This is a genomic window from Streptomyces sp. NPDC028305 (assembly GCF_055569495.1).
Genome location: NZ_JBVHTN010000004.1, coordinates 79016 through 105395, shown reverse-complemented (window position 1 = coordinate 105395; position 26380 = coordinate 79016). Strand labels below are relative to the sequence as shown.

Below are 26380 nucleotides of genomic sequence, written 5' to 3'. Positions count from 1 at the left end.
ACCTCCAGGAGAGAGGTCAGATGACGGACGAAGCTAGCCCCTGGCTCGTCGTGGGCCTCGGCAACCCCGGGCCCGAGTACGCCGGCAACCGCCACAACGTCGGCTTCATGGTGGCCGACCTGCTGGCCGACCGCATGGGCGGCCGGTTCAAGGCGCACAAGTCCCGCGCCCAGGTCGTCGAGGGGCGCCTCGGCGCGCCCGGCCCGGCGAGCCGCCGGGTGATCGTCGCCAAGCCCATGTCGTTCATGAACCTCTCGGGCGGCCCCACCACCGCGCTGCGCGACTTCTACAAGGTGCCGGTCGGGCATGTCATCGCCATCCACGACGAACTGGACATCGACCACGGCGCGCTCCGGCTCAAACTCGGCGGGGGTGACAATGGCCACAACGGCCTGAAGTCGATCACCAAATCGCTCGGCCCCGACTACTTCCGCGTCCGCTTCGGGATCGGCCGGCCCCCCGGCCGGATGGACGTCGCGGCCTTTGTGCTGAAGGACTTCTCCGCATCTGAGCGCAAGGAGTTGGACTATTTCGTGGACCGCGCGGCGGACGCGGTGGAGACGCTGATCGTCGACGGTCTGGAGCGCGCGCAGTCCACGTACAACTCCTGAGAATCCGCCCGCGCGGCCCTCGGCGGAGGTTGACCGGCGGGCCAGGGTGTCGCCAGGATCGCGGCCATGTCTTCCACCGGCACGATCAAACGCAGCCGTAAGCGGCGGGCGAGCGAGAGCGCATACGGGCTGCTGCTCGTCACCAAGAACGTGGTGATGGCGCTCCTCGCGCTGTTCGTTCTGGTCGCGGGGGTCTGGTACTCGTGGGCGACCGCCAAGCCGGCGATGTTCACCAAGAACCTCGAACGCGGCACGATCACGGTCGCCGCCTGCGACGACGACTGGTGCACGGGCGCCTTCACGCCCATGGACGGCTCCGGCCGTGCCCGTGCGAAGGTGCGGATCGACAAGGCGGTCACCGACGGCCGGGGCGAGCGCCTGCTGGTGGCTCTCAAGCCCGGCTCGGACGAAGCGGTACGGACCGGCATGACCGGAATCCTGCACGCCTGGGTGCCCTTCGCGGGCTCCCTCCTGCTGGCCGCGCTCATGGTCGCCGGCGGCCTCCGCCTCCGCCGCACCGCGTGGGCCCTGGGCCTCACCGGCGCGGCCCTCCTCGCCGCGTCCTTCGCCACCCTGACGTTCTGACGCCCCGCCCCCAAGGCAAAGACCGCGGCCTGGGCCACTCCGCGAGGAGCGGCCCAGGCCGCGGTCATCTCGGGGGCGGACCGCAGGTCACCCCGTGTTGCGCAGGCCCGCCGCGACGCCGTTGACCGTCAGCAGCAGGGCCCGGGCGAGCAGCGGGTCGGCGTCCTCGCCGCGCTCGTGGGCGGTGCGCTGGCGGCGCAGCAGCGAGACCTGGAGGTAGGAGATCGGGTCCAGGTAGGCGTCACGGACATGGAAGGTCTGCTTCAGCACCGGGTTGGAGTCCAGGAGCTCCGTCTCGCCAGTGATCCGCAGCACCTCCCGCACGGTGAGCTCGTGCTCCGCCCGGATGGTGTCGAAGACGTGCTTCAGCTCGTCCGGCACCAGCGTGTCGACGTAGTGCCGGGCGATCCGCAGATCGGTCTTGGCGAGCGTCATCTCCACGTTGGACAGGAAGTTCCGGAAGAAGTGCCAGTGCTGGTGCATCTCGTCCAGGGCCGCGTCGAGCCCCGCCTCGCGGGCGGCCTTGAGCCCGGAGCCGACGCCGAACCAGCCGGGCACGATCTGCCGCGACTGCGTCCAGCCGAAGACCCAGGGGATGGCCCGCAGCCCGTCCAGGCCGGCGCCGGAGTCCGGGCGCCGGGAGGGGCGGGAGCCGAGGTGGAGCTCGGCGAGCTGGTCGACGGGGGTGGAGGCGAAGAAGTACGCGGGCAGGTCCGGGTCCTCCACCAGCGCCCGGTAGGCGCCGTGGGCGGCGTCCGAGACGGTGTCCATCGCGGCGTCCCAGCGGGCCAGGGCCTCGTCGGACTGGCGCGGGGCGGTGTGCAGGGCGGAGGCCTGGAGCGTGGCGGCGACGGTCAGCTCCAGGTTCTCCCGGGCGAGCGACGGCACCAGGTACTTGTCGGAGATGACCTCGCCCTGCTCGGTGACCTTGATCTCGCCCTCCAGCGTGCCCCAGGGCTGGGCGAGGATCGCGTCGTGGGTGGGGCCGCCGCCGCGGCCGACGGTGCCGCCGCGGCCGTGGAAGAGGCGCAGCCGTACGCCGTGCCGGTGGGCGACGTCGCGGAGCAGCCGCTGGGCGCGGTGGATCTCCCACTGGGAGGTGGTGATGCCGCCGAACTTGGAGGAGTCGGAGTAGCCGAGCATGACCTCCTGGACATCGCCGCGCAGGGCGACCAGCCGCCGGTAGGAGGGGTCGGAGAGCATGTCGTCGAGGAGCTGGTCGGCGATCTTGAGCTCTTCGGTGGTCTCCAGCAGCGGCACGATGCCGATCTTGGCCCAGCCGGCGTGCAGATCGACCAGCCCGGCCTCGCGGGCGAGGACCGCGGCGGCGAAGACGTCGTCCGAGCCCTGGCACATGGAGATGATGTACGACTCGACGATCTCGGGGCCGAACCGCTCGAAGGCCTCGCTGATGGTGTGGAAGACGCCGAGGGTCTTGGCCCCGGCGGCGTCCAGCGGGGCGGGGGTGGGGGCGAGCGGTCGGCGCGAGCGCAGCTCCTTGGCGAGCAGCTTGCGGCGGTAGTCGCGCGGCATGTCGGCGTACCGCCAGGACTCCTCGCCGAGGCGGTCGAAGAGCTGGCCGAGCGCGTGGTGGTGGGCGTCGGCGTGCTCGCGCACGTCCATGGTGGCCAGCTGGAGCCCGAACGCGGCAAGGGTGCGGATGGCGCGCTCCATGCGGCCGTCGGCGATCAGCTGGCCGCGGTGGGCGCGCAGGGACTCCTGGATGAGGTGCAGGTCGGCCAGGAGCTCGGCGGTGCCCAGGTAGTCGCGCCCCGGCTGGTGGGGGGTGCCGCCGGCCAGGCGGGCGCGGGTGTTGAGGAGCTTCTGCCGGACGCAGGTGGCCTTGAGGCGGTAGGGCTCCTCGGCGTTCAGCCGCTTGTAGCGGGGGCTGATCTCGGGGAGCAACTCCAGGTCGCGCTGGAGGGAGTCCAGCAGCTCCTCGGAGGCGTCGGAGTTGCGGATGGAGCTGGAGAGGGCGGCCCGCAGGTCGTCGACGACGGCGAGGGCGTCGGTGATCCCGTGCTCGTGCTGGAGGATCAGCACGTCCCAGGTCACCTGGGGGGTGACGTTGGGGTTGCCGTCGCGGTCGCCGCCGATCCAGGTGCCGAAGGTGAGCGGGCGGGTGCCGGCGGGCAGCGGGGCGCCGACCCGCTCCAGCTCGGCGGACAGGTCCTCCAGCACATCGCCGACGGCGTTGGCGTGCAGCTCGTCCAGGTAGTAGATCGCGTTGCGCGCCTCGTCGGCGGGCTCGGGGCGGGCGACGCGCAGCTCGTCGGTCTGCCAGAGGAGGTCGATGTTCTCGGCCAGGCGCAGGTCGGTGCGGCGCTTGTCGCCCCCGACGGCGAGGGTGTCGAGCAGCTCGGCGATCCGGCGCAGCTTGTTCAGGACGGTGCGCCGCGCGGCCTCGGTGGGGTGGGCGGTGAAGACGGGGCGGACGTTGAGGTGGCGGACCGTCTCCCGCAGATGCTCGGGGTCGGCGTCCTTGAGCTGGTCGGCGGTGCGGGAGAGCAGGCCGCCCTCGGCGGCGCGCTTGGCGCGCAGCTCGCGGCCGCGGTGGACCTGCTCGGTGATGTTCGCCAGATGGAAGTAGGTGGAGAATGCGCGTACGAGCTTGGCCGCCGTCTCAAGATCCGTGGAGCCGAGCAGCTCCGCGGCGGCCTCGCCGTCGCTACGGGTGAGAGCGCGGACGCGCTCGACGAGGTCGAGGAGGTCGGGGCCCTCCTGACGGACCAGGGTTTCGCCGAGTAGGTCACCCAGACGGCGGATATCGGCGCGCAGGGCGGCGTTGGTGTTGTCGGCACTGCTCACAGGTGCGGGCTCCTTGCAGTGATCGGGCACTGGTCGGGGGAACGACGGGGCCGAAAACGCCGTGGCACGGCTGCTCCGGACGTGATGCGGCTCCACCGCGTGGCGCGGCCCCGGGACCCCCGAGCTATCGGCGATGTGCGGACCACGCTGTCCGACGCCACCAGGATAGGCGGCACACCCTCGGGGGAATCCATAGCCCTATTGCCCCGCTTCGGGGCCCTGCCATACTTACGTCGCCGTAGGTTACGGTCCCGTAGCCGTACCCCCGAGCCCCACGAGGGATCCCATGACTGCAAGCCCCGACGTGATCCAAGACGCGCCGAAGGCCCAGGAGCACCCACTTCCCTCCGCCACGCTCGGCGGGGACAGCAAGCGCTCCATCGAACAGATCACCCTGCTGCTGTTCATCACCGTCCCCTTCCTCGCCCTGGCCGCGGCCATCCCGCTGGCCTGGGGATGGGGAGTCAGCTGGCTCGATCTGGCCCTGATGGTCGCCTTCTACTACATCGGCTGCCACGGCATCACCATCGGCTTCCACCGCTACTTCACCCACGGCTCCTTCAAGGCCAAGCGGCCGCTGCGGATCGCGCTGGCGATCGCCGGGTCGCTGGCGGTGGAGGGGCCGCTGGTGCGCTGGGTGGCCGACCACCGCAAGCACCACAAGTTCTCCGACGCCGAGGGCGACCCGCACTCCCCCTGGCGGTACGGGGAGAGCGTCCCGGCGCTGATGAAGGGCCTGTGGTGGGCGCACATCGGCTGGATGTTCGACGAGGAGCAGACCCCGCAGCACAAGTACGCGCCCGACCTGATCAAGGACGACGCGATCCGCCGCGTCTCCCGGCAGTTCGTGGTCTGGACGCTGGTCTCGCTGCTGCTGCCCGCGCTGATCGGCGGGCTGGCGACCTGGTCATGGCAGGGCGCGGCGACCGCGTTCTTCTGGGGGTCGCTCGTCCGGGTGGCGCTGCTGCACCATGTCACCTGGTCGATCAACTCGATCTGCCACGCGGTCGGCAAGCGGCCCTTCAAGTCGCGCGACCGGTCCGGCAACGTGTGGTGGCTGGCGGTGCTCTCGTGCGGCGAGTCCTGGCACAATCTGCACCACGCCGACCCGACCTCCGCCCGCCATGGCGTGATGAAGGGCCAGCTGGACTCCAGCGCCCGGATCATCCGCTGGTTCGAGAAGGCCGGCTGGGCCTATGACGTGCGCTGGCCCAATGAGGCCCGTATCGACGCCCGCCGTAAAGAGGAAACCGCCGAAGCGGCATGATGGGGGGCGTGGCGACCGACAGTAATACCAGCGGTAACAAGGACCGGGCGGCCCGCGCCTCCGGATCCGGATCCCGGCGCACCCGCCGGGTGCGGATGACCGGCAAGGAGCGCCGGGAGCAGCTGCTGGACATCGGTCGCACGCTCTTCGCCGAGCGCGGCTTCGAAGCCACGTCGGTGGAGGAGATCGCGGCCAAGGCCGGGGTCTCCAAGCCGGTGGTCTACGAGCACTTCGGCGGCAAGGAGGGGCTGTACGCGGTCGTGGTGGACCGCGAGATGCGCCGGCTGCTGGACATGGTGACCGGGGCGCTGACCGCGGGCCACCCCCGCGAGCTGCTGGAACAGGCGGCCTTCGCCCTGCTCGACTACATCGACACCTACACCGACGGCTTCCGCATCCTGGTGCGCGACTCCCCCGTCGCCCAGTCGACGGGCACCTTCTCCTCACTGATCAGCGATATCGCCACCCAGGTCGAGGACATCCTGGGCCTGGAGTTCAAGGCCCGCGGCTTCGACCCGAAGCTCGCCCCGCTCTACGCCCAGGCGCTGGTGGGCATGGTCGCGCTCACCGGCCAGTGGTGGCTGGACGCGCGCCGGCCGAAGAAGGCCGAGGTGGCGGCCCATCTGGTGAATCTGGCCTGGCACGGCCTGGACGGGCTGGAGCCCAAGCCCCGGCTGATCGGTCACCGCAAGTCCTGACCGACTTCCTCACCGGCTGAGGGCTGGTCCGCGCCCCTCCCCCCGGTGGATGATGTGAGCTACGGGGGAGGGGGCTGCATATGTCCACGGGGGAACGGTCCGAGGCGCGTAAGAAGACGGTCGGGGCGGGGCCGGGCTTCTGTCATGCGCTGGGCCTGATGGTGCTGGTGATCTCGGAGTGGGTGCGGGCCGATCTGAAGGACGCGACCTCGCTCGCTTCGGGCTCGTATCTGAAAGACATGATCCAGTTCGCGGCCGAGCTGTCCGAGACGGACTGGTACAAGCCCGCCGTGGATCTCTACGACAATCTCTCCTTCGGTCAGCCGCGCGCCGCCCTGTGGGCGGCCGTCTTCATGGCGCTGGCGGTGCGGCTCAACCGGCACGGCCCGGAAGAGGCCCAGCAGGTGCTGTCCTGGGTGACCGCCGCGTACTGTCTGCTGGCCACGGTGGCCCTCCTGCCGTACCTCGCCGCCCCGGGCGGCGGCGGGCTCATCCTGCTGCTCGCGGTGAGCGCGGGCGTGGTGAGCGTGGCGACGCTCTGAGTCAGCCCCGGTACACCATGGTGCACAGCAGCGTCCGGCCGCCGTTGACCAGCCACGACCAGTAGTACGTACGGTCGCCCTGGACCCGGGCGCAGTCGTACGCGGAGCGGGTCGCCGGGGCCTTGTAGACGCCGGTGATGTGCAGGACCTGGTTGTACCGGGAGGGGACCCGCTTCGCGTCACAGTCCACCGCGGTCATCAGCCCGGCCCGCATCTGCGTCGACTGCCCGCTGCCCGACTGCTTCGCCAACAGGCAGTAGCCCACCTTGAACTGACGGGTCAGGCACAGGGCGATGGTCTGCCCCCGCGAGGTGTACGACATATAGCCGCGGCCCGACCCCTGGGTGCAGCCGCTGCTGCTGGAGCGGACCCCGGTCACCCACATATAGGCGTTGCCCGCGCCGCACCCGACCCGGTAGGGAATCCCGGTGTTGTAGTCGCCGCGGCCGGTGTCGTAGACGGCGAGACAGTCACCGGGGCTCACCGCCCGGAACGCCTCCGCGGTGGGGTCCGGCGCCGGGGTGGGCGCGGCGGGCTGCTGCGTCCGCACCGACCCGCCCCCTCCCCCGCTGCCGCCGCCACTGCCGCCGCCCGTCTGCTGCCCGCCGCCTCCGGAGCCATAGCTGGGCGGCGATGAGGTGGGCAGGCCGCTCGGCAGACCACTGGGCACACCGCTGGGTATCCCACTGGGCAGCGACGGCAGGCGCGAGGAGCCGCTGGACGGGAGGGCGCCCGCGAAAGAGGTCTTGTCGTCGTCCTCGACGACCTGCGGAAGCACCAGGACCGCGAAGGCGAGGGCGGCGGCGACCAGAATCCACACGCCGCGCTGCCGCTGCTCCTCGCTGCTGCCCCCGTTCGTACCCGAACCAGCCCCGCCCGACGCGCTGTCCATGGCTCTCCCCCGAGAACATAAGCCTTGGCCCACCCTGTGTTGTTCAGCACATCCACGGTCTCATGACGCACGGCCCAAGGGGAACGCTGCGGCAAAGCGTGCCTGGCATGTGACCTTGACCGACTGTGCCGGTGTCAGGCAAGCAGGGCCGCGCGCAGCTCCGGGCGTTGTAATCGCTCCAGCGTCTCGTCCCCGACCTCAAAGGCGAAGACCGTCCTGGCCTTCGGTAACACCGCCTGGCGAAGCATGAACTGGGCAACATCGGCGAAGGGCTGTTCACGGATGGTGCGGACGGCCACTGTCATCTTGCCTTCGTTCGCCTGCTCCCAGCCGCGCTGCCAGGTATCCAGGCACATGCTCACTACATCCCGTGCACCACATCGGGCGTTGGGCAGGTCGTCCCTGTTCAGCCCGCACACCTCCAGCGTCGTCCGTCCCTTGTCCGTCAGCCCGGTGTACTCGCCGTTCGCCAGACCCAGGTACAGATGCTCGAAAGGATCTTCCCGAGTGGGATCGATGAGCAGCGGCTCACCCAGACTGTCCAGGGGAAAGCGATCCCCCTTGTGGTGGCTGTTGCATGCCGTACAGGCGAGGAGGTGGTTCAACCAATCGAAGGTCCGCAGGGGGTTGATCGCCAACGGCTCGAAGTGGTCGACGTCCGTGCTGAGGTCGTCACAGCAGTACATGCAACAGCGGTTGCCATGCGCCATCTGGCCCAATAACTCGCGCAGCGGGGTGACGAGCCTGCGTCGATGGGTGGTGTGGCTCCACAGCCCGCGCGCGATGTCATACCGCTCCTCCGGGCCGGCCTTCGTCACTCGTTCGGTCAGTTCCGCCGCGTGAGCCGCCAGCTGTCGCGGCAGCTCGATGCGCTGTATCCGGATCATTCGTCAAAGGCCCCGAGACGCCTTAAGCGGGCCTCCACCTCCGAGACCCTGGTGCGTGGCGAGCTCTTCAGCTTCTCCCTCAGCGCTCCGTGGCGGGCTTCCTCTTCATGTGTGGCGTGGCCCGTGACCACACGAGCCTCCAGCGCCACCAGTTCCCGTCGCAGCTCCTGGGCCTCATCCGAATACGGGGTGTCAAGGCCGAACAGGTCCGAAAGCGCCGCGTCGTCACCTGTGCCGTAAACGATGCGCTTCCACAATGCCTCGGATACGACCTCCGGTGGCCTTGGCTCATCCGGTCCCGGCAGCCTGATCAGACCGCGCTCGTCAGCGGCCTGGCAGATGTAGGGGCTGTGCGTCGTCACGATGAACTGGATGGCCGGAAAATGCGCCTTGAGCCACTCCCCGATGCGCCGCTGCCAGGAGACGTGGAGGTGTGCGTCGATCTCGTCGATGAGGACCACGCCCGAATGGGGCAGATACGGCTCGGGGCCCTGCTCGCCGCCACGCCACTTGAGATCCAGGTGTCCATATGCGGAATGCATCCGCCAGACGATGTCGAGGACCAGTGCGATTACGGTGCGAAACCCATCACTCATTTGGTGCAGTGGAAATTTCACGCTCGCACCGTCATCCCGGCGAAGCCATGGCCCATCGGAATCGACATCAACGATGCGGTAGCCATCGGGCAGGAGATCATCGTTGAGCAGTGCGAATACGGTGTCCAGAAGTTCCTGGGCTCCGGCGCGCCCCTCCATGCGGTAGAGATGCGCGGAGACCAGCCAGTCGACAGCCTCGGTCAACGCGGCCCCCTCTTGGAAGAGGGTGCGCAGCGCGGCAGCGCGGCTCGCGGCGCCGCGCTGGGCGGCACGGGATTGGCGCTCGTGGTACATCCCGGCCCCGGACAACCTGCGGAACGGGCCGTACCCGGCGTGGAACCAGCCCATCGGCGACGAAGACCACAGTGAGCCGGCCTGCCGACTCCCGCTGAACTTCACCTCAGTGGGCATGACATCGCCCGATTCCGGAAACAGCGCGTCCTCGGGCTTCCACTGGAGCCGAACCTGGAATTCAGAGGTCCGAGACCCGTGCCCCATCGCCTTGCCGCCCCCTGGATCTTCTGTGCGGTCGGCCATCAGTACCGCCGTGAGCGAGGCATGCTCCCGGCCGTCCGACAACCAGCCCTCCAGCTCCGCATCCAACTGGGCGGCCCGCCGGTTTCCCGCGAGGCACAGCGCGATGGCACGCAGTAACGTGGTCTTGCCCGAGCCATTGCGCCCGGCCAGCACCGTCCACCCGGCGTAGCCGCCGTCGGGCCGGGTGAAGTCGAGATCCACGGTGCGCGGCCCGTGGAACCCACGGACACCGTCGAGCCGTAACCCCGCCACGTACACCGACTCACCCTTTCTCGCTGCTACAGGATGTATACACGCTGTCGCATCAGCAATGTACGGATTGTGGAAAACCTCAGCCGACCGGAAGCACCCGCGTGTGGGGCTGGCCGTTCAGGTGGGAAGGTCCCACCGGCCCGCTTTGACCTCGGCGAGGAACGACGCGAAGGCATCGGCGGAGAAGGCCAGCACGGGACCGTCCGTGTTCTTGGAGTCACGAACCCCGACGTGGGCGCGGAGGTCTGCCACCTCAACGCACTCGTTGCCTTCTGGACCGCTGTAAGTGCTCTTGAACCAGACGGTCGCGGGCGATATTCGGTCGGTCATGAGGTCAGCTCCTGTCGGGTTTTTGCCAACCGCCGCAGCGAGGCCGAGGTGTCGGCCGCCTGAGAACGAAGGTAATCGAAGGTCAACTTATAAGCACCGACTTCTTCGGCGTCATCGAGGTACAGGCCACGGCGGCGCATCTCGATGTAGACGACTGCCATGGAGTTGAGGGGGTTGCGTGCGTCGTCCCGGCCAAGGATGACGAAGTGGCCGGACCCTGCGGCGTGGGCTCCGGCAGTGAACGGGAGAAGCTGAATGTCGATGTTGGGCCGATGCGCCGTCTCGTAGAGGTGGTCCAACTGCTCAGCCATCACCCTGTCGTCACCCACGATGCGCCGGAGTACGGCTTCGTCCAGGATCACCCACAAATGCAGGGCGCTGTCCCGGTCGAGGATGCCCTGACGCTGCATGCGGGCATCAACCAAGCGCTCGACCTTCTCATTGGGCGTTCGCAATTCGGTCGCATTGTGGATCGCGGTGGCGTAAGCGCGAGTCTGAAGGAGGCCGGGGACGACGTTGTTCGCGTACACGTGCTCGTACGCGGCCTCTTGCTCGAAGGAGACCAGGGGATCCATCCACTCCGGCACCGCGCTGTTGCCGACCCACCATCCTTCGGATTGGGACCTGGCCACCTTCACCAGCGCGTCCCGCTCCTCTGCCGACGCATCGCAGGCATCGGCCAGTGCCTTGACCGTGGCCCAGCGAATGCGGGCACGGTCCTGCCAAGCTTCGTACCGACTCACCGTCGCTTTGCTCACGCCCGCGCGCTCCGCGACCTGAGTTTGTGTCAGGCCGCAACGCTCCCGCAAGGAGATCAAGCCCCGGGCGATCTGCATGCGCCCAGCCGGCCCCGTCATCGTGGCAGTCATCCCCAGCTTCCTCCTTCGAGTCAGCCGAGAGTCGCCGTCGGCTGTCCGTTGAACGCGTCGCCGATCGTATGGCCGCAGCCGACGTCAGGTTGACGATCCAGGCGGCCAGTCACCCACATTGATGAACTCTACTGAAGATGAGGCCAGTTATTGGAATCCAATGACTAGCTTCTCGTTAGGCGTCGCAGGCACGTGTCGAACTGCTGAGGAGCCGCCATGACACCGCACACCCCCGCCGAATTGGCCGTCACCACCGGAGCCCGGCTCGCCGATATCCAGTGGGCTTGGCAGGCCGGACGAGCAGCCGAGGTACCAATCGGCCCGACGTGGGACGTGGCCCGCGTAACCCGGACGATCGGGACGGCAGTCCTGCACCAGCTACGGGCCCGGGGCACGCCCATCGGCCTCGTCCTGGAAGTGCCACCGCGGGCAACGGTCGAATTCCTCGCGCCGCCAGGCTGCTCCGCAAGCTGGCCACCGCTGACCGGGACTCGCTGCGTCGCCTCCGGCATGATGCGCTGGCCATCGCCCGGCGCGAACCTGCGCACCGGCGTACGCGCCGCCTGCGGCCGTCGTTGGATCGTGGAGCCGAACGCGGCCGACGTGCTGACCACTGACGACGATGAGCTGTGCGAGGCGGTCGCCGCGACCCTCGCGCGTTTTGCCCGAGCGTGGCTCGCGGACCGCCCCACTCAGGAGGTCGGTCGTGGACCAGTACGTCGCGTCTCTTGAGGCGATCAGCACCGCCCTCGGAGGCACCAGCCCGGATGGGCTGAGCCTGCTGACGCTGCCGGGCCGCGATCTGGCGTCCGCCGGTGTGGCCCGTCGGCACGTGCGGGGAACGGCTCACGTCTGGGGCCTGCTGGTGGAGGTCACCGAAGCGCTGGAGGCGGTGGTGGGCGAGCTCGCCGCCAACGCGCTGGAGCATACGAAAAGCAGCACCATCACAGTCACGCTTGCCCTGGCGGGACAGTCGACCGTCATTGCCGTGACCGACGAAGGCGTAGACGGGACCGCAGCCGGGTGCTGTCCGGGCCAGGACAGCGAGCATGGCCGGGGCCTGCTGATCGTTGCCGCAGTGGCCGAACACTGGGGGCAATGCCGCACCCCGCAGGGGCTGACCGTGTGGGCAAAGGTCGGCGGAACGCGTCCTCTGGCGCACGCCACCGCTGGAACGGACCGAGGTGGCGTCAGCCAAGCCGCACTGCCGGTGACTTCCTGAGTTGTGGTGAGTATCGGACAGCGACACGCCGACACCACGGCGTGTCGCTGTCCGATACTCACCGCAAAGTCAGCCGCTACGGCGAGCCGCGGTCGTCGACCGGGTCGTGGGAGTAAAAGCGGCGGTGACCCGGCAGGTTCTCGTCCCAGACGACCTCGACGCCTCCCTCCGCCAGCCGCGCCGCGAGGGCATCGATACCCGTTACCCGGATGCCCGGGTGGGCCTTCTTCGACGGCCGGAAGTCCTCCTCGACGCCGAGGTGGAGCTGAACCGGGCCGCATCGGAACCACAGACCGCCGCGCGCCGCCAGGACGGGGGGCTTGGGGATCTCGGTCATGCCGAGCGCTTCGCCGTAATACGTGCGGAGCGCGCCCTCGGCGCCTGGCGGGGCGGCCAGCTGCACATGGTCGATCGCGGCGAGCCTCATTCCGCCTTCCGGGCGACGACGAAGATGCGGCGGAAGGGGAAGGCCGTGCCGTGCGGGCCGGGCGGGTAGGCCTTGCGGAGGAGTTCGGCGTATTCGGCCAGGAAGGCGTCGCGGGCCGTCGGGTCGTCCTGGAGGGCGGTGAGGACGGGGCGCAGGGCGGTGCCCTTGACCCAGTCGAGCACCGGGTCGGGGCCGGTCAGCATCTGGATATAGGTGGTCTCCCAGGCGTCGACCTCGCAGCCGAGGGCGGCCAGCCGCTCCAGGTAGGCGGCCGGGTCGAGGACCGGGGCGGGGCGGCTGCCGTGGGCGGAGAGGCGGTCTCGCCAGCGGGGGGACTCGCACAGGCCGGCCAGCAGGGTGTGGCTGGGCGCGGTGAAGTTGCCCGGGACCTGGAAGGCGAAGGTGCCGCCGGGGCGGAGGGCGGAGATCCAGGCCGGGAAGGACTCGGGGTGGCCGGGGACCCACTGGAGCAGCGCGTTGGAGACGATCAGGTCGAAGGTCTCCTCGGGCACCCAGCGCCCGGCGTCGGCGGGGCGGAAGTCGAGCAGGCCGCCGCCCTCGGCGGGGGCCTGGTGGGCGCGGGCCGCCTCCAGCATCTCCGGGGAGTTGTCGAAGCCGGTGACATGGGCGTCGGACCAGCGGTCGAAGAGCAGGACGGTGACATTGCCGGCGCCGCAGCCGAGGTCGGCGATGCGGGGCGGGCGGCCGGGGGCGGTGGGGAGGTCGGGCACGCGGGCCAGGAGGTCGAGGAAGGGGCGAGTGCGATGGCCGGCATGGCGGAGGTACTGGCCCGGATCCCAGGTGGGTGAAGACTGCATGACGAAGCTCCCTGACAGGTGCACATGGTGCGCGGTGCGATCCACGCTGTCCGGGCCTACCGTGCTCCAGGAGGTATCTTGATGTCAAGAGACTTCATGTCGACAGACCTACTACACTGATCTCCATGGAGGACGAGGTCGATCGGCTGGTCGCGGCGTGGCGCCGGGAGCGCCCCGACCTCGACGTGGAGCCGCTGGAAGTGCTCAGCCGCGTCAGCAGGCTGGCCCGCCACCTCGACCGGGCGCGGCGGATCGCCTTCGCCGAGCACAATCTGGAGCCCTGGGAGTTCGACGTGCTGACGTCGCTGCGCCGGGCCGGGACGCCGTATCAGCTCTCGCCGGGGCAGCTGCTCACCCAGACCCTGGTCACCTCGGGCACGATGACCAACCGGATCGACCGGCTGGCGAAGAAGGGCCTCGTCGAGCGGCTGCCCGACCCCAGCGACCGGCGCGGGGTGCTGGTGCGGCTGACCGTCGAAGGGCGCGACCGCGCCGACCAGGCGCTCGCCGGACTGCTCGACCAGGAGCACGCCATCCTCGCCGAGCTGTCCCAGGCGCAGCGGGCCGAACTGGCCGCGCTGCTACGCCAGCTGACCGCCCCGTTCGACAATCTCCCCGGTTAGGTCGACCGGGCCGACCCCGGCGCGGCGGGCCAGGGCCACGGCCGCCAGGGTGGAGTGCACGCCGAGCTTGCCCAGCACGTTCTGCATATGCGTGCGGACCGTGTGCGGGGAGAGATACAGCCGCTCGGCGACCGCCTTGCGGCCCAGGCCGGCCACCATGCAGCGCAGCACCTCGCGCTCGCGCGGGGTCAGCGACTCCACCAGCCGCTCGCTCTCGGTGCGGTGCTTACGGGCGGCCGTCAGCTCCCGCAGCACGCCGGTGAGCAGGGCGGGCGGCAGATGTGTCTCGTCGCGCAGCACGCCACGGATAACCGCGAGCAGCCGGGAGAGCGAGCAGTCCTTGGCGACCCAGCCGCACGCCCCGGCCTGAAGGGCCGCCGCCGCGCGGCGCGGGTCGTCCCGCTCGGCCAGCACCACGGTGCGCACGCCCGGCTGCGCCGAGCGGACCCCGCCGACCAGCGAGATGCCGTCCGCCGCCCGGCCGGGCGCCAGCCGGGCGGGCACCGCCCGGCCGTTCGCGCCACCGCCGTTGACGGACCCGACGGCCCCGACGGCGCCGACGGCCCCACCGCCCATCAGCGACTCGGCGGGCGAGGGCAGGGGCTGCGGCGGAATGCCGACGGCACCTCCCGCCCCTCTGCCCAGATCCGCGTCGACCAGCATCACATCGAAGCGGCGCCCCTCCGACGCCCCGCGCTCCAGGCAGCGCAGCGCCGCTGGACCGCTCCCGGCCGCCGCGACCTCCACGTCCTGCTCGGCCGCGAGGGCGGCCGCCAGCGACTCGGCGAAGATGCGATGGTCATCGACCACAAGAACCCGAATACGTGCCACGGAACCCCCCACGACTCCGGATACGGAAAAACCCAGTGCGGGTACGGCGCCCGGTGCGGGGTCGCCGCAACCGCACGGCCGCCGCCGTGCTGATCACTACCCCACCCCGGGCGTCGTACCTGCCTGTCTCGCCCCCTGATACACGTCGGCCCCCACCGACGCTGTGCTCAGCGTACGGCCCGAGTCCGACACCGGGGGTGATTTTCGGCAAAACTGACCGTCGGCGCACCGACGTTGACCTGCTCCTGTGAGGATCGTGTTCCGTTGTGAGGAGTAAGTCAACGAAACGGTACGGGATTTGATCGGCGGAGCGATCAACCGACCCATTTGGTACGGCAGTTAGGCCAGACGCCGAGCCCCCGCGCTCGGCACCGCCGGGAAGATCCGCGGGGCCCGGTACCCGGCCGCCGCGAACGCCTCGGTCACCGCCTTGCCCACGGACTCCGCGTCCGCCTCCTCCACCAGCACGATCGCCGATCCGCCGAAGCCGCCGCCGGTCATCCGGGCCCCGAGCGCGCCCGCCGCGTTCGCCGTCTCCACGACCAGGTCGAGCTCCGCGCAGGAGATCTCGAAGTCGTCGCGGCAGGAGGCGTGTCCGTCGGTCAGGACCGGGCCGATGGACCGGGTGGCGCCCGCGTCCAGGCGCTCGATGACCTCCTCCACCCGGTGGTTCTCGGTCACCACATGGCGCACCCGCTTGACCAGAATCTCGTCGCCCGCGAGGGTGCCGAGGGCCTCATCCAGGTGTTCGTACGCCACATCGCGCAGGGCGTTCACCCCGAGCGCCCGCGCGCCCGCCTCGCAGGAGGCGCGCCGGTTGGCGTACGCGCCGTCGCCCAACTCGTGCTTGACCTGGGTGTCCACGACCAGCAGCCGCAGCCCCTCGGCCGCCAGGTCGAACGGCACCTGGCGCAGCGCCATCTCACGGGTGTCCAGGAACAGCGCGTGCCCCTCGGCGCAGCAGGCGGACGCGGTCTGGTCCATGATCCCGCAGGGCACGCCCACGAAGACGTTCTCCGCGCGCTGGCACAGCTGGGCGATGCGCATCGGCTCGAGACCCAGCCCGTACAGCTCGTTCAGCGCGGTGGCCGTCACCACCTCGAGCGCCGCCGACGAGGACAGGCCCGCGCCGGTCGGCACCGTGCTGGTGTAGTGCAGATCCGCCCCGCCGGCCCCGTCCCCCGACAGCACCCCCGCGTCGCGCAGCGCCCACACCACGCCCGCCGGGTAGGCCGCCCAGCCGCCGCGGTCGCCGCCCGCGTCGTCGGCGACCGGCGCGAGGTCGTCCACGCGCAGCTCGACGACGCCGCCGGGCGCGTCCCCGGAATGCAGCCGCAGCACCCCGTCGGTGCGCGCGCGGGCGGCGGCCAGACAGGTGTGCGGCAGCGCGAGCGGCATGACGAAGCCGTCGTTGTAGTCGGTGTGTTCACCGATCAGATTGACCCGGCCCGGGGCCGCCCAGACGCCCTCGGGCTCGACCCCGAACACCTTGCGGAAACCCTCCACCGCGCGGTCCGGGCCGCTCACGCTGTCGTTCACTTGCCAGCTCTCCTTCTACTGTGCGATGTGCTGTGCGAACCGCCAGGCGTCCGCGACGATTCCCGCCAGGTCGGCGCTCCTCGGCGACCAGCCGAGACGCTCCTTGGCCCGCTCGGCCGAGGCCACCAGGACCGCCGGGTCGCCGCCCCGGCGCGGGGCGGTCACCTCGGGGATCGGGTGCCCGGTGACCTGGCGGACGGTCTCGATGACCTCGCGGACCGAGAAGCCGTTGCCGTTGCCGAGGTTGCAGATCAGATGCTCGCCCTCGGCGGCGGCGCCCAGGGCCAGCAGATGGGCCTCGGCCAGGTCGGCGACGTGGATGTAGTCGCGCACGCAGGTGCCGTCGGGGGTGGGGTAGTCGTCGCCGTAGACGGAGATCGCCTCGCGGCGCCCCTGGGCAACCTGGAGGACGAGCGGGATGAGGTGCGACTCGGGGTCGTGCCGCTCGCCGTTGGCCCCGTAGGCGCCCGCGACGTTGAAGTACCGCAGGCTCACCGCGGCCAGGCCGTGCGCGGCACACTCCCCGCTGATCATGTGGTCGACGGCGAGCTTGGTGGCCCCGTACGGGTTGGTCGGCGAGGTCGGGGCGTCCTCGGTGATCGGGACCGTCTCCGGCTCGCCGTAGGTGGCGGCCGTGGAGGAGAAGACGAGCTTGCGCACGCCGGCCTCGCGCATCGCCGCGAGCAGCTCGGTGGTCCCGCCGACGTTGTTGACCCAGTACTTCTCCGGGTTCACGACGGACTCGCCGACCTGCGAGAAGGCCGCGAAGTGCAGCACGCCGTCGTAGGAGGGGTCGAGCCACTTGGCCGCGTCCTGGATGCGCCCCTCGATGAACTCCGCGCCCTCCGGCACCCCCACGCGGTGCCCGGTGGACAGGTCGTCCAGGACAGTCACCCGGTGACCGGCCTCCAGCAGATGCGCCGCAACCACGCTGCCGACATAGCCGGCACCGCCGGTGACCAGGTACTTCTTCTGCTGCGCATTGCTCACTCGCTCGCTACCTCTCGCAGTCGCTCGGCCGCGGCCTCCGGCGGCACATCGTTGATGAACACATTCATGCCGGATTCGGAACCCGCGAGAAACTTCAGCTTGCCGGAAGTGCGGCGGATGGTGAAAAGCTCGAGGTGAAGTGCGAACTCACCGCGGTCCGCCACGCTGAACGGCGCCTGGTGCCAGGCGGCGATGTACGGCGTCGGCGGCTCTCCCTCACCGAAAATCCGGTCGAAGCGCTTCAAGAGTTCCAGATACATCTGTGGAAACTCTGTGCGCGCGCCTTCATCGAGGTCGCGGAGGTCGGGGACGCGCCGCTTGGGGTACAGGTGCACCTCGTACGGCCAGTGCGCCGCGTACGGCACGAACGCGATCCAGTGCTCGCCCTCCAGCACGATGCGCCGCCCGTCGGCCACCTCGTCGGCGACCACGTCGTCGACGAGGTTCCGGCCGGTGCGCTCCCGGTGCTCGGCGAGCGAGCGCAGCATCAGCTGCGTACGGGGCGTGACGAAGGGATACCCGTAGATCTGCCCGTGCGGATGGCCGAGGGTGACGCCGATCTCCTTGCCCCGGTTCTCGAAGCAGAAGACCTGCTCGACGGAGGGCAGCCCGGCCAGCTCGGCCGTCCGGTCGGTCCAGGCCTCCAGTACCAGGGCGGCCTGCTCGGGGGTGAGGTCGGCGAAGGACGCGTCGTGGTCGGAGGTGAAGCAGACGACCTCGCAGCGGCCCGAGTCCCCGGCCAGCGAGGGGAAGCGGTTCTCGAAGACCACCACGTCGTAGTCGGCGGCGGGGATCTCGCTGTGCCGACCCTCTCGGGAGGGGCACAGCGGGCACTCGTCGGCCGGGGGGTGGTAGGTGCGGCCCTGGCGGTGCGAGGCGACCGCGACCCGGTCGCCGAGCAGGCGGTCGTGGCGGATCTCGGAGCTGGTGGCGATGGGGTCCAGGGGGCGCGGGTCGACGGCGTCGCGCACCGCGTCGTCGTGCGCGTCGTAGTAGATCAGCTCGCGTCCGTCCGCGAGCCGCGTCGCCGTCTTCTTCACTCCGCCAACTCCTGTCACTGCCAGTTGTCATTCGACGACTGCATTCAACACAACCAAACACAATGAACCACAACTCAACAGCGGCGTCAATGAGCGCGAAGGCGGCCGGACAAAGCAGGAGAATTCGGATACCTTCGCCGCACGTTTCCGGTGCGTTCCGTTCTGGCGATGAAGCGAGTGACTCATGACCGATCTGGCCGAAGGGCTCCGGCTCCCCACCAACGCACTCGACTACTCCATTCTCGTCCTCTACTTCGCGGTCGTCCTGGGCGTCGGATTCGCCGCCAGAGCGAGCGTCAGAACCAGCCTCGACTTCTTTCTGTCCGGCCGGTCGCTGCCCGCCTGGGTCACCGGTCTCGCGTTCGTCGCCGCCAATCTGGGCGCCCTGGAGATCCTCGGCATGGCGGCCAACGGCGCGCAGTACGGCGTGTACACGGTGCACTGGTACTGGGTCGGCGCGATCCCCGCCATGGTCTTCCTCGGCCTGGTGATGATGCCCTTCTACTACGGCTCGAAGGTGCGGTCGGTCCCGGAGTTCCTGCTGCACCGCTACGGACGCTCCTCGCACCTGCTCAGCTCGATCATCTTCTCGGTGGCGTCCGTGCTGATCGCGGGCGTCAACCTCTATGCGATGGCGATCGTGGTGGAGGCGCTGCTGGGCTGGCCGCAGTGGGTGGCCATCGTGGTCGCGGGCCTGTTCGTGCTGGCGTACATCACCCTCGGCGGGCTCTCTTCGGCGATCTACAACGAGGTGCTCCAGTTCTTCGTCATCCTGGCCGCCCTGATCCCGCTCACCGTCGTCGGTCTCAAGCGGGTCGGCGGCTGGAGCGGGCTGAACGACGCGCTCACCGACCGATACGGGCCGAACTTCACCTCCGCCTGGGGCGGCACCGGCATCGGCTCCCAGAACCCGCTGGGCGCCAACTGGCTGACCATCGTGCTCGGCCTCGGCTTCTGCCTCAGCTTCGGCTACTGGACCACCAACTTCGCCGAGGTGCAGCGCGCGCTGTCCGCCAGAAACCTCTCGGCCGCCCAGCGCACCCCGCTGATCGCCGCCTACCCCAAGATGTTCATCCCGCTGATCGTGGTCGTCCCCGGGCTGATCGCGCTGGTCGTCGAGCCGGGCCTGGGCACCGAGAAGAGCGGGCTCCAGTACAACGACGCGATCCCGCTGCTGATGCGCGATCTGCTGCCCAACGGCGTGCTGGGCGTCGCGGTGACCGGGCTGCTCGCCGCGTTCATGGCGGGCATGGCGGCCAATGTCTCGTCCTTCAACACCGTCTTCACCAACGACATCTGGGCGGCGTATGTGAAGAAGGGCCGCCCTGACGGGTACTACCTGCTCACCGGGCGCGTGGTGACGGCGATCGGCGTGCTGGGCGGCATGGGGACGGCGTTCATCGCCTCCTCGTTCAGCAACATCATGAACTATCTCCAGACCCTGTTCTCGTTCTTCAACGTGCCGCTGTTCTGCGTCTTCATCATCGGCATGTTCTGGCGGCGGGCCACGCCCGCGGCCGGGTTCTGGGGGCTGCTGTCCGGGACCGTGGCCGCGATGATCAACTACTTCTGGCTCTACAAGGGGCATGTGATCTCGATCCCCAGCGACCAGGGGGCCAACTTCGTCTCGGCGATCGTGGCGTTCGTGTTCGGCGGGGTGGTGATGGTGACCGTCTCGCTGTTCACCGCGCCCAAGCCGGTGGAGTCGCTGGCCGGGCTGGTCTACGGAACCACCTCCCCCGGCATGGCCGAGCCCCCGGCGGCCGGCGACGAGGCCTGGTACCGCCGGCCGGCCCTGCTGGGCTGGGGCGCGATCGTGCTGGCGGCGCTGTGCTACGTCCCGTTCTCCCTCTGACCCCCGATACGACTCGCCGATCGGAGCCTCATACGTCATGAGTGACGAGTACGAGTACCAGCGCCGGGTCGAGGAGTTGGAGGAGAAGTCCGCGACCGCGGCCCGGCTCTTCGACGTACGGAGGATCATCGGCGGGCTGTTCGTGATCTACGGAATCCTGGTCACCATCGCCGGGATCACCGTCTCGGAGGCGGACCTGAAGAAGGCCCAGAACATCAACATCAACCTCTGGACGGGCGTGAGCATGCTCGTCGTCGGGCTGCTCTTCCTGCTCTGGCTGAGGCTGCGGCCGACCGCCGCGCCGCACACCACGCCCGAGGCGGCGCCGGGGGAGGGGCCGGACGCGGGCGGCAGCTGAGCCCCGGCGGCACGGGCGCTACGACGGCACGAGAGCCACGGCGGCACGGGAGCTACGGCGACGGCGGCGTCTGGTGCTGGTGCGTCGCCGCCCGCTCCAGCAGCCCCGTGCGCGCCGCCAGGGCCGCCGCCTCCAGCCGGGACCCCACCCCCAGCTTCATCAGCACCCGCTGGACATGGGTGCGCGCCGTGCTGGGCGCGATCCCCATGCCCGCGGCGATCAGCCTGGTGTCCTCGCCGTCCGCGACCCGCATCAGCACCTCGACCTCGCGGGGGGTCAGCATCCGCAGCAGCCGGGAGCCCTCGTCGTCCGGCTGCGCCGCCGGGTTGAGCAGTTCGGCGAACGCGCCCTGTAACAGCTGCGGCGCCACGGCTGCCTCCCCCGCCCGCGCCTTCGCCATCGCCCGCTCGACGCCCTCGATGCGCTCGTCATGGCGCACATAGCCGGACGCCCCGGCCGCGAACGCGGCCGCGATGCCGCGCGGGCTCGGCACCGGGCCCAGCACCACCACGGCCACCTGCGGCCGCTCCTTCTTTATCCGTACGACCGGTTCGAAGGCGCCGGGCTCGGCGGGCGCAGCCGTGCCCAGCAGACACACCTCCGGTGCCCGGCTCACCACCAGTTCCGCCGCCCCCGCGCTCGGCGCGGCCGCCGCGAGCACCCGGTGCCCGCGCAGCTTCAGCGCCGAGGCGAGCGCCTCGGCGAGCAGCCGGTGGTCATCGACCACCATGAGTCGCACGCCCATGGGCTCCCCCCATCCGCGTCGGAACGAAGTCCCGGCCGCTCCCGGACCGCTTAGGGGGTGCCCGATGGATCATGCTGGGCTCCCGACGCCTGGCACGCCCATCCGCTGCGTTGTCGTCGTCGCACGCAGCGCCGCTGCGCTCTCCTCCTCCGCCTTGCGCCTGGACGCACCAGACGCCGCTCGCTGATCCAGCCTGATCCACCGGACACCCCCTAATGCCACCGTCCGCGCCAAGCACCCCCTCGCCCGTCAGGCCCCGCGCCGGGGCCCTGGAATTCCCTTGCCCCCGGGAAGCTACACGCTTGTTCGACGTTGTGCGCCCCTTACCCGGAAGAAGCCCCCCGGAATGCCGAAATCCCGGCCATTCGCGCCTACTTGACATCTAGTTGGCGTCCGAATCGGACCGATGCGGGCGTCCGCCGACAACGGCGGCGGCCCCGCCCGTACGCTGCGTACGGGCGGGGCCGCCGTGGCCGGCCGCGACTGGGCCTGGGGCCTGGGTGCCGATCAGCTGCCCGCGCCGAAGATCACGGCGAGCGGGTCGTTCGCGTCATAGCTGCTGCTGGGCTTGGTGGCGTAGCGGTCGCTCATGTAGAGCCGCTGGTTCGCGTAGGCGATCTCGTCGTACTCCGCGCTGAAGTTGGACTCCATGTCGTGCGCGGTGGCCTCGTTCTGAAGCAGCTTGTCCTTCTTGTAGGACTTGGGGTCGATCCGCCAGACCGCGCCGCCCGCGGAGTAGGTGGACTCCTGGTAGGCGATGACGAAGCCGTCCTTGTCCAGGCCCAGCGGGGTCAGCGCCGCGCGCTCGACCCCGTCGGCCTTGCCGATCGCCTTGCCGGTCTCCAGGCTGAAGGCGACGACCTCGTTCGCCGTGGTGCCCTCCGCCGCGCTGCGGCGGTCCTCCGACCCCATGAACAGCGCGTTCGCCGACTTGCTGATGGCGATCAACTTGCAGCCCTCGACGTCGGTCGTCTCGCAGTCGGCGACGTACTTGCCGCCCTCCGTGGAGATCTTGCTGACGACCTTGCCCACCTTGGCGCTGTCGTCGATCGTCAGGAAGTCGGAGACCGAGGCGCCCGTGGAGTCACCCGCGTCGAGGCCGATGACCAGCGGGTCGGTGGACGCCACATGGACGTAGTCCAGGCCCGAGGAGACCTTGTAGGTGGACTTCACCGTGCCCGTCTTCGGGTTCAGCGTCTGCACCGTCAGCTCCGGGTTGTCGTACTGACCGCAGCGCCGCACCGCGATCAGCTTGTCGCCGCCGCCCGCGTAGCCGTCGTCCGAGCACTCCTCGCCGGGCTGCGGCTTCCACAGCTCCTTGCCCTCGACCGACCAGGCCGCGCCGCCGCTGGTGCCGCCCGCGGCGACGGTGCCGCCGCCGAGGGTCACCTCATCGAAGCGCATCTTCCGGTCGCCGTCGTTCACATGCCGCTGCCAGACCATCTTGCCGTTCTTCAGGTCGAACAGCCCGACCTCCGTGCAGGAGGGGTACTTGTCCGCCTTGGAGGGCTTGGCTTCCTGGAAGAGGACCGTGGTCAGGCCGTCCTCGGTGAGGTGGGCCGAGGACCAGCAGATCTGACCCGCCAGCGGGATGGTCCACTTCGGGTCCCCGCCGTCCAGCGGATAGCCGACGATCTTGTAGACATCGGCCTTCACGAAGGTGTCGTCGGTGACCCACATGCCCTCGGTGGTGATCTGGTCCTTCACCTTCGGCATGTCGATCTTGTTGATCAGCTTCCCCTGGACGGTCTCGGGCGCGGGCACGTCCTTGCCGCCCGTCGTCCCCGAACTGCTGCCCTGGCTGGTCTTCTTGTCCTTGTCCTTGTCCTTGGCCTGGTCGTCGCCACCGCCGTCGCCCTTGGTGGCGAAGAAGATGCCACCGACGACGATCAGCGCGACCGCGACCACCGCGCTGATGATGATCATCATGCGCTGCTTGGACTGGTTGCCGCCGCCCTGGCCGCCCGGCGCGCCCGGCATGCCGCCCGGGTACGGGGCCTGGGGCGGGTATCCGTACTGCGGCTGCTGCCCGGAGGGGAACTGCGGCGCGGGCATGCCGACCTGCGTCGGCTGCGCGTGCACGGACTGCGGCTGCGGATAGCCGTAACCCCCGGCGCCCTGTGGGGGCGTCTGCGGCATGGCCGACGGCGGAGGAGTCTGGGGCGGTCCGGGCGGGGGCGGCGGCGGGGCCTGGGGAGCCTGCGGCGGCTGGCCCGGCGCCTGCGGATAGCCGTAGCCCGGGGCGGGCGGGGTGCCCGGGGGCTGCTGCGGATAGCCGTACGACGGGTTCTGCGGTGCGCCGAAGCCACCCTGCGGCGGCTGATTGGGCGGCGGAGGCGGCTGTGACATCGGATTGTCCTTAGAGCGCGGGTCCGTGAGCCGATCGGCCTCCCCCGCGATCCCGGGGTTCAAAGCCCACCAGGAAGGAGCGAATCGGACACGCAACCCGCCAGTGAGCGGCAGGCAAGCGGGAGTTCTTTCTATCACCCGGTGCTATCAGGCCAAGGGCCGGTCTCAGCCTCATCGAACAGCTGAGACCGGCCCGTGACGCGACCGTTGCCCTTGTCCACACCGCCTTCACACACCGCCGCGGGGCGGCGTCGGCCGTGCGCCCCGCCGGACGTCCGCGAGACGTTCGCTAGACGTCCTCGGCGAGTTCCAGCCAGCTGGTCTCCAGCTCCTCCCGCTCCGCCGTCAACTCCCGCAGCCGCGCGTCGAGCTCCGCGACCTTCGCGAAGTCCGTGGCGTGCTCGGCGATCCGCTCGTGCAGCTCCGACTCCTGCTCACCGATGCGGTCCAGACGCCGCTCGATCTTCTGGAGCTCCTTCTTCGCGGCGCGCTGCTCGGCCGCCGACTTCTGCGCCGCGCCCGACTGTTCCGCGGCCTTCTGGCGGGAAATCGCCGCGGCCGCCGGTGCCGCGGCGGCGGCCTGGGCGCGCTGCCGCCGCTCCAGGTACTCGTCGACGCCGCGCGGCAGCATCCGCAGGGCCGCGTCGCCCAGCAGCGCGAGGACCCGGTCCGTCGTCCGCTCGATGAAGTACCGGTCGTGGCTGATCACCACGAGCGAGCCCGGCCACCCGTCGAGCAGATCCTCCAGCTGGGTCAGCGTCTCGATGTCGAGGTCGTTGGTCGGCTCGTCGAGGAACAGCACATTCGGCTCGTCCATGAGCAGCCGCAGAATCTGGAGCCGGCGCCGCTCACCGCCGGAGAGGTCGCCGACCGGCGTCCACTGCTTCTCCTTGGTGAAGCCGAACTTCTCGCACAGCTGCGAGGCGGTCATCTCCCGCCCCTTGCCCAGGTCGACGCGCTGCCGCACCTGCTCCACGGCCTCCAGCACCCGCCAGGACGGGTCCAGCTCCGCGACCTCCTGCGAGAGATACGCCAGCTTGACCGTCCGGCCGACCACCACCCGGCCGGCGGCCGGCTGCCGCTCGCCGTCGCTGGCGGCCGCCTCGGCCATGGCCCGCAGCAGCGAGGTCTTGCCCGCGCCGTTCACCCCCACCAGGCCGATCCGGTCGCCGGGGCCCAGCTGCCAGGTCAGATGCTTGAGCAGCACCTTCGGACCGGCCTGGACGGTCACGTTCTCCAGGTCGAAGACGGTCTTGCCCAGGCGCGAGTTCGCGAACTTCATCAGCTCCGCGGAGTCGCGGGGCGGCGGTACATCCGAGATCAGCGCGTTCGCGGCCTCGATCCGGAACCGCGGCTTACTGGTGCGGGCCGGGGCGCCGCGGCGCAGCCAGGCCAGCTCCTTGCGGACCAGGTTCTGCCGCTTGGCCTCCTCGGTGGCGGCGATGCGCTCCCGCTCGGCCCGCGCGAACACGTAGTCGCTGTAGCCGCCCTCGTACTCGTGCACCGCACCGCGCTGCACATCCCACATCCGGGTGCAGACCTGGTCCAGGAACCAGCGGTCGTGGGTGACCACCACCAACGCCGAGCGGCGCGCCCGCAGATGGCCGGCCAGCCAGGAGATGCCCTCGACGTCGAGGTGGTTGGTCGGCTCGTCCAGGACGACCATGTCCTGCTCGGCGATGAGCAGCTTGGCGAGCGCGATCCGGCGGCGCTCGCCGCCGGAGAGCGGGCCGATGACGGTGTCCAGGCCCTGCGGGAAGCCCGGCAGGTCGAGCCCGCCGAACAGCCCGGTCAGCACGTCCCGGATCTTGGCGTTGCCCGCCCACTCGTGGTCGGCGAGATCGCCGATGACCTCGTGGCGGACGGTGGCGGCGGGGTCGAGCGAGTCGTGCTGGGTGAGCACGCCGAGCCGCAGGTCCCCGGCGTGGGTGACGCGGCCGGTGTCGGCGGGCTCCAGCTTGGCGAGGATCCGGATCAGGGTGGTCTTGCCGTCACCGTTGCGGCCGACGACGCCGATCCGGTCGCCCTCGTTCACCCCGAGGGAGACGCCGTCCAGCAGCGCCCGGGTGCCGTACACCTTGCCGACGGCTTCGACGTTGACCAAGTTGGTGGCCATCACACTCCTGTACGCGGATCGATCAGCGTCCCAGGGTAGTCGCCGCGCGAAGCGGTCCGGGCACGCAGCCGTCCGCGGTAAGTACCGCGCTTGAGTATCTGTACGGATGTCCCGCGGATGATCTCGCTCCTAGCGTCCTCTGCCATGGATCACGCGAGGAGCCTGTGGGCCGGTGCGGGGACGGCTGCGGGGACGGTCGAGGCGGACCTGGAGCAGGAGCTGGCCGAGGCGAGGCTGGCCGAGGCGGCGCGGGCCGCCGTCCAGCGGGGGGCGGAGCGCAGACTGAGGGCCATCAGGGCGGTGGCGGTCGGTGCGGTGTGGCTGGGCGCCGGGCTGACCCTGATGTTCCTCCCCATGATCACGATGTCCGCCGGGTCCGAGTGCGGCATGGGCGACACCCGCTTCATCTGCACCGACGCCGGTCAGGACACGATCGTCTACCTCGCCGTCTACACCTCGCTGGTCGCCGCGCTGGCCGGCACCTGGGGCGCCTTCTCCCAGCGCGTGCTCGGCCGCGTGGTGTGGGGCGCCGCGCTCGTGGCGCTCGGCATCGCCTGGCTGATCAACCTGCTGATCATCGGCGGGTAGCGCGC

General features: G+C 70.1%; 26 protein-coding genes. 11 read left to right on the top strand and 15 right to left on the bottom strand.

What is annotated here, in order from left to right; all coding sequences use genetic code 11:
* Window positions 1–20: 20 nt before the first annotated feature.
* Together pth and ACZ4WQ_RS16680 are read left to right on the top strand one after the other, a co-directional pair.
* Entirely contained in the window at window positions 21–611 is a 591-nt protein-coding gene (gene pth, locus ACZ4WQ_RS16685; protein WP_398370890.1) for an aminoacyl-tRNA hydrolase, read from the top strand.
* Between the two features lie 66 nt (window positions 612–677).
* Window positions 678–1196, top strand: a complete 519-nt coding sequence (locus tag ACZ4WQ_RS16680) for a hypothetical protein (protein ID WP_398370888.1) — start codon at window positions 678–680, stop codon at window positions 1194–1196.
* 87 nt (window positions 1197–1283) lie between these two features.
* Here ACZ4WQ_RS16680 and ppc read toward each other — a convergent pair whose 3' ends face one another.
* Complete coding sequence (ppc, locus tag ACZ4WQ_RS16675; RefSeq protein WP_385348731.1) at window positions 1284–4004, bottom strand: phosphoenolpyruvate carboxylase; 2721 nt, start codon at window positions 4002–4004, stop codon at window positions 1284–1286.
* A 286-nt stretch (window positions 4005–4290) separates the two neighbouring features.
* On the opposite strand from ppc, the gene ACZ4WQ_RS16670 reads away from it, so the two are divergent.
* The 3 genes from ACZ4WQ_RS16670 (at window position 4291) to ACZ4WQ_RS16660 (ending at window position 6511) form a co-directional block, all read left to right on the top strand.
* Entirely contained in the window at window positions 4291–5271 is a 981-nt protein-coding gene (locus ACZ4WQ_RS16670; protein WP_385348729.1) for an acyl-CoA desaturase, read from the top strand.
* A complete protein-coding gene (locus ACZ4WQ_RS16665) occupies window positions 5271–5969 on the top strand; it encodes a TetR/AcrR family transcriptional regulator (RefSeq protein ID WP_311726498.1) in 699 nt (232 codons plus the stop codon). Before ACZ4WQ_RS16670 ends, ACZ4WQ_RS16665 begins: the two co-directional genes overlap by 1 nt.
* A gap of 80 nt (window positions 5970–6049) precedes the next feature.
* Window positions 6050–6511, top strand: a complete 462-nt coding sequence (locus ACZ4WQ_RS16660; RefSeq protein WP_311726329.1) for a hypothetical protein — start codon at window positions 6050–6052, stop codon at window positions 6509–6511.
* Between the two features lies 1 nt (window position 6512).
* Here ACZ4WQ_RS16660 and ACZ4WQ_RS16655 read toward each other — a convergent pair whose 3' ends face one another.
* The 5 genes from ACZ4WQ_RS16655 to ACZ4WQ_RS16635 all read right to left on the bottom strand — a co-directional run bounded on the left by ACZ4WQ_RS16655 (window position 6513) and on the right by ACZ4WQ_RS16635 (window position 10874).
* Window positions 6513–7403 carry a hypothetical protein gene (locus ACZ4WQ_RS16655; protein ID WP_311726330.1) on the bottom strand — a complete coding sequence of 297 codons (891 nt, stop codon included), beginning with the start codon at window positions 7401–7403 and terminating at the stop codon, window positions 6513–6515.
* 134 nt (window positions 7404–7537) lie between these two features.
* A complete protein-coding gene (locus tag ACZ4WQ_RS16650) occupies window positions 7538–8290 on the bottom strand; it encodes an HNH endonuclease family protein (protein WP_311726331.1) in 753 nt (250 codons plus the stop codon).
* A complete protein-coding gene (locus tag ACZ4WQ_RS16645; RefSeq protein WP_385348734.1) occupies window positions 8287–9675 on the bottom strand; it encodes an AAA family ATPase in 1389 nt (462 codons plus the stop codon). Before ACZ4WQ_RS16645 ends, ACZ4WQ_RS16650 begins: the two co-directional genes overlap by 4 nt.
* Window positions 9676–9792: 117 nt before the next feature.
* Window positions 9793–10005 carry a DUF397 domain-containing protein gene (locus ACZ4WQ_RS16640; protein WP_311726333.1) on the bottom strand — a complete coding sequence of 71 codons (213 nt, stop codon included), beginning with the start codon at window positions 10003–10005 and terminating at the stop codon, window positions 9793–9795.
* A complete protein-coding gene (locus ACZ4WQ_RS16635) occupies window positions 10002–10874 on the bottom strand; it encodes a helix-turn-helix domain-containing protein (protein WP_311726334.1) in 873 nt (290 codons plus the stop codon). The genes ACZ4WQ_RS16640 and ACZ4WQ_RS16635 overlap by 4 nt, the downstream gene beginning before the upstream one ends.
* A 216-nt stretch (window positions 10875–11090) precedes the next feature.
* On the opposite strand from ACZ4WQ_RS16635, the gene ACZ4WQ_RS16630 reads away from it, so the two are divergent.
* Window positions 11091–11606 (top strand): hypothetical protein, encoded by a 516-nt coding sequence (locus tag ACZ4WQ_RS16630; protein ID WP_398370884.1) that lies wholly within the window; start codon window positions 11091–11093, stop codon window positions 11604–11606.
* The gene (locus ACZ4WQ_RS16625; RefSeq protein WP_311726336.1) at window positions 11581–12096 is read left to right on the top strand and encodes an ATP-binding protein; all 516 of its coding nucleotides are present in this window, start codon (window positions 11581–11583) and stop codon (window positions 12094–12096) included. The genes ACZ4WQ_RS16630 and ACZ4WQ_RS16625 overlap by 26 nt, the downstream gene beginning before the upstream one ends.
* 76 nt (window positions 12097–12172) lie before the next feature.
* On the opposite strand, the gene ACZ4WQ_RS16620 is transcribed toward ACZ4WQ_RS16625, so the two are convergent.
* Together ACZ4WQ_RS16620 and ACZ4WQ_RS16615 are read right to left on the bottom strand one after the other, a co-directional pair.
* Complete coding sequence (locus tag ACZ4WQ_RS16620; protein WP_311726338.1) at window positions 12173–12523, bottom strand: VOC family protein; 351 nt, start codon at window positions 12521–12523, stop codon at window positions 12173–12175.
* On the bottom strand, window positions 12520–13341 hold the full coding sequence (locus ACZ4WQ_RS16615; RefSeq protein WP_311726339.1) for a trans-aconitate 2-methyltransferase: 822 nt from the start codon (window positions 13339–13341) through the stop codon (window positions 12520–12522). The genes ACZ4WQ_RS16620 and ACZ4WQ_RS16615 overlap by 4 nt, the downstream gene beginning before the upstream one ends.
* A 125-nt stretch (window positions 13342–13466) precedes the next feature.
* Between ACZ4WQ_RS16615 and ACZ4WQ_RS16610 the strand changes: the two genes are divergently transcribed.
* Window positions 13467–13964: a MarR family winged helix-turn-helix transcriptional regulator gene (locus ACZ4WQ_RS16610; RefSeq protein WP_311726340.1), complete on the top strand. Its 498-nt coding sequence runs from the start codon at window positions 13467–13469 to the stop codon at window positions 13962–13964.
* On the opposite strand, the gene ACZ4WQ_RS16605 is transcribed toward ACZ4WQ_RS16610, so the two are convergent.
* The 4 genes from ACZ4WQ_RS16605 to galT form a co-directional block, all read right to left on the bottom strand.
* Window positions 13923–14795 (bottom strand): response regulator transcription factor, encoded by an 873-nt coding sequence (locus ACZ4WQ_RS16605; RefSeq protein ID WP_385348722.1) that lies wholly within the window; start codon window positions 14793–14795, stop codon window positions 13923–13925. The two genes, ACZ4WQ_RS16610 and ACZ4WQ_RS16605, sit on opposite strands and share 42 nt — an antisense overlap.
* 339 nt (window positions 14796–15134) lie before the next feature.
* Window positions 15135–16334, bottom strand: coding sequence for a galactokinase (gene galK / locus ACZ4WQ_RS16600; RefSeq protein ID WP_398370879.1), 1200 nt, complete (start codon window positions 16332–16334; stop codon window positions 15135–15137).
* A gap of 15 nt (window positions 16335–16349) precedes the next feature.
* Complete coding sequence (gene galE / locus ACZ4WQ_RS16595) at window positions 16350–17324, bottom strand: UDP-glucose 4-epimerase GalE (RefSeq protein WP_311726343.1); 975 nt, start codon at window positions 17322–17324, stop codon at window positions 16350–16352.
* Window positions 17321–18364: a galactose-1-phosphate uridylyltransferase gene (galT, locus tag ACZ4WQ_RS16590; RefSeq protein WP_385348716.1), complete on the bottom strand. Its 1044-nt coding sequence runs from the start codon at window positions 18362–18364 to the stop codon at window positions 17321–17323. The genes galE and galT overlap by 4 nt, the downstream gene beginning before the upstream one ends.
* Window positions 18365–18548: 184 nt before the next feature.
* Here galT and ACZ4WQ_RS16585 point away from each other — a divergent pair, with 184 nt between their 5' ends.
* Together ACZ4WQ_RS16585 and ACZ4WQ_RS16580 are read left to right on the top strand one after the other, a co-directional pair.
* Window positions 18549–20219: a sodium:solute symporter family protein gene (locus ACZ4WQ_RS16585; RefSeq protein WP_468022261.1), complete on the top strand. Its 1671-nt coding sequence runs from the start codon at window positions 18549–18551 to the stop codon at window positions 20217–20219.
* A gap of 37 nt (window positions 20220–20256) precedes the next feature.
* On the top strand, window positions 20257–20577 hold the full coding sequence (locus ACZ4WQ_RS16580) for a hypothetical protein (protein ID WP_358843242.1): 321 nt from the start codon (window positions 20257–20259) through the stop codon (window positions 20575–20577).
* A 52-nt stretch (window positions 20578–20629) separates the two neighbouring features.
* Here ACZ4WQ_RS16580 and ACZ4WQ_RS16575 read toward each other — a convergent pair whose 3' ends face one another.
* The 3 genes from ACZ4WQ_RS16575 to ACZ4WQ_RS16565 form a co-directional block, all read right to left on the bottom strand.
* Complete coding sequence (locus ACZ4WQ_RS16575; protein ID WP_311726347.1) at window positions 20630–21322, bottom strand: response regulator transcription factor; 693 nt, start codon at window positions 21320–21322, stop codon at window positions 20630–20632.
* 507 nt (window positions 21323–21829) lie between these two features.
* Window positions 21830–23671 carry a hypothetical protein gene (locus tag ACZ4WQ_RS16570; protein ID WP_468022260.1) on the bottom strand — a complete coding sequence of 614 codons (1842 nt, stop codon included), beginning with the start codon at window positions 23669–23671 and terminating at the stop codon, window positions 21830–21832.
* A gap of 289 nt (window positions 23672–23960) precedes the next feature.
* The gene (locus ACZ4WQ_RS16565) at window positions 23961–25787 is read right to left on the bottom strand and encodes an ABC-F family ATP-binding cassette domain-containing protein (RefSeq protein WP_311726349.1); all 1827 of its coding nucleotides are present in this window, start codon (window positions 25785–25787) and stop codon (window positions 23961–23963) included.
* A gap of 144 nt (window positions 25788–25931) precedes the next feature.
* On the opposite strand from ACZ4WQ_RS16565, the gene ACZ4WQ_RS16560 reads away from it, so the two are divergent.
* Entirely contained in the window at window positions 25932–26375 is a 444-nt protein-coding gene (locus ACZ4WQ_RS16560; RefSeq protein WP_468022259.1) for a hypothetical protein, read from the top strand.
* Window positions 26376–26380: the final 5 nt, after the last annotated feature.

Coding starts and splice junctions, on each gene's coding strand:
- pth (WP_398370890.1), top strand. CDS start 21: ATGACGGACGAAGCTAGCCCCTGGCTCGTCGTGGGCCTCGGCAACCCC.
- ACZ4WQ_RS16680 (WP_398370888.1), top strand. CDS start 678: ATGTCTTCCACCGGCACGATCAAACGCAGCCGTAAGCGGCGGGCGAGC.
- ACZ4WQ_RS16670 (WP_385348729.1), top strand. CDS start 4,291: ATGACTGCAAGCCCCGACGTGATCCAAGACGCGCCGAAGGCCCAGGAG.
- ACZ4WQ_RS16665 (WP_311726498.1), top strand. CDS start 5,271: ATGGGGGGCGTGGCGACCGACAGTAATACCAGCGGTAACAAGGACCGG.
- ACZ4WQ_RS16660 (WP_311726329.1), top strand. CDS start 6,050: ATGTCCACGGGGGAACGGTCCGAGGCGCGTAAGAAGACGGTCGGGGCG.
- ACZ4WQ_RS16655 (WP_311726330.1), bottom strand. CDS start 7,403: ATGGACAGCGCGTCGGGCGGGGCTGGTTCGGGTACGAACGGGGGCAGC.
- ACZ4WQ_RS16650 (WP_311726331.1), bottom strand. CDS start 8,290: ATGATCCGGATACAGCGCATCGAGCTGCCGCGACAGCTGGCGGCTCAC.
- ACZ4WQ_RS16640 (WP_311726333.1), bottom strand. CDS start 10,005: ATGACCGACCGAATATCGCCCGCGACCGTCTGGTTCAAGAGCACTTAC.
- ACZ4WQ_RS16635 (WP_311726334.1), bottom strand. CDS start 10,874: ATGACTGCCACGATGACGGGGCCGGCTGGGCGCATGCAGATCGCCCGG.
- ACZ4WQ_RS16630 (WP_398370884.1), top strand. CDS start 11,091: ATGACACCGCACACCCCCGCCGAATTGGCCGTCACCACCGGAGCCCGG.
- ACZ4WQ_RS16620 (WP_311726338.1), bottom strand. CDS start 12,523: ATGAGGCTCGCCGCGATCGACCATGTGCAGCTGGCCGCCCCGCCAGGC.
- ACZ4WQ_RS16615 (WP_311726339.1), bottom strand. CDS start 13,341: ATGCAGTCTTCACCCACCTGGGATCCGGGCCAGTACCTCCGCCATGCC.
- ACZ4WQ_RS16610 (WP_311726340.1), top strand. CDS start 13,467: ATGGAGGACGAGGTCGATCGGCTGGTCGCGGCGTGGCGCCGGGAGCGC.
- ACZ4WQ_RS16585 (WP_468022261.1), top strand. CDS start 18,549: ATGACCGATCTGGCCGAAGGGCTCCGGCTCCCCACCAACGCACTCGAC.
- ACZ4WQ_RS16580 (WP_358843242.1), top strand. CDS start 20,257: ATGAGTGACGAGTACGAGTACCAGCGCCGGGTCGAGGAGTTGGAGGAG.
- ACZ4WQ_RS16575 (WP_311726347.1), bottom strand. CDS start 21,322: ATGGGCGTGCGACTCATGGTGGTCGATGACCACCGGCTGCTCGCCGAG.
- ACZ4WQ_RS16570 (WP_468022260.1), bottom strand. CDS start 23,671: ATGTCACAGCCGCCTCCGCCGCCCAATCAGCCGCCGCAGGGTGGCTTC.
- ACZ4WQ_RS16565 (WP_311726349.1), bottom strand. CDS start 25,787: ATGGCCACCAACTTGGTCAACGTCGAAGCCGTCGGCAAGGTGTACGGC.
- ACZ4WQ_RS16560 (WP_468022259.1), top strand. CDS start 25,932: ATGGATCACGCGAGGAGCCTGTGGGCCGGTGCGGGGACGGCTGCGGGG.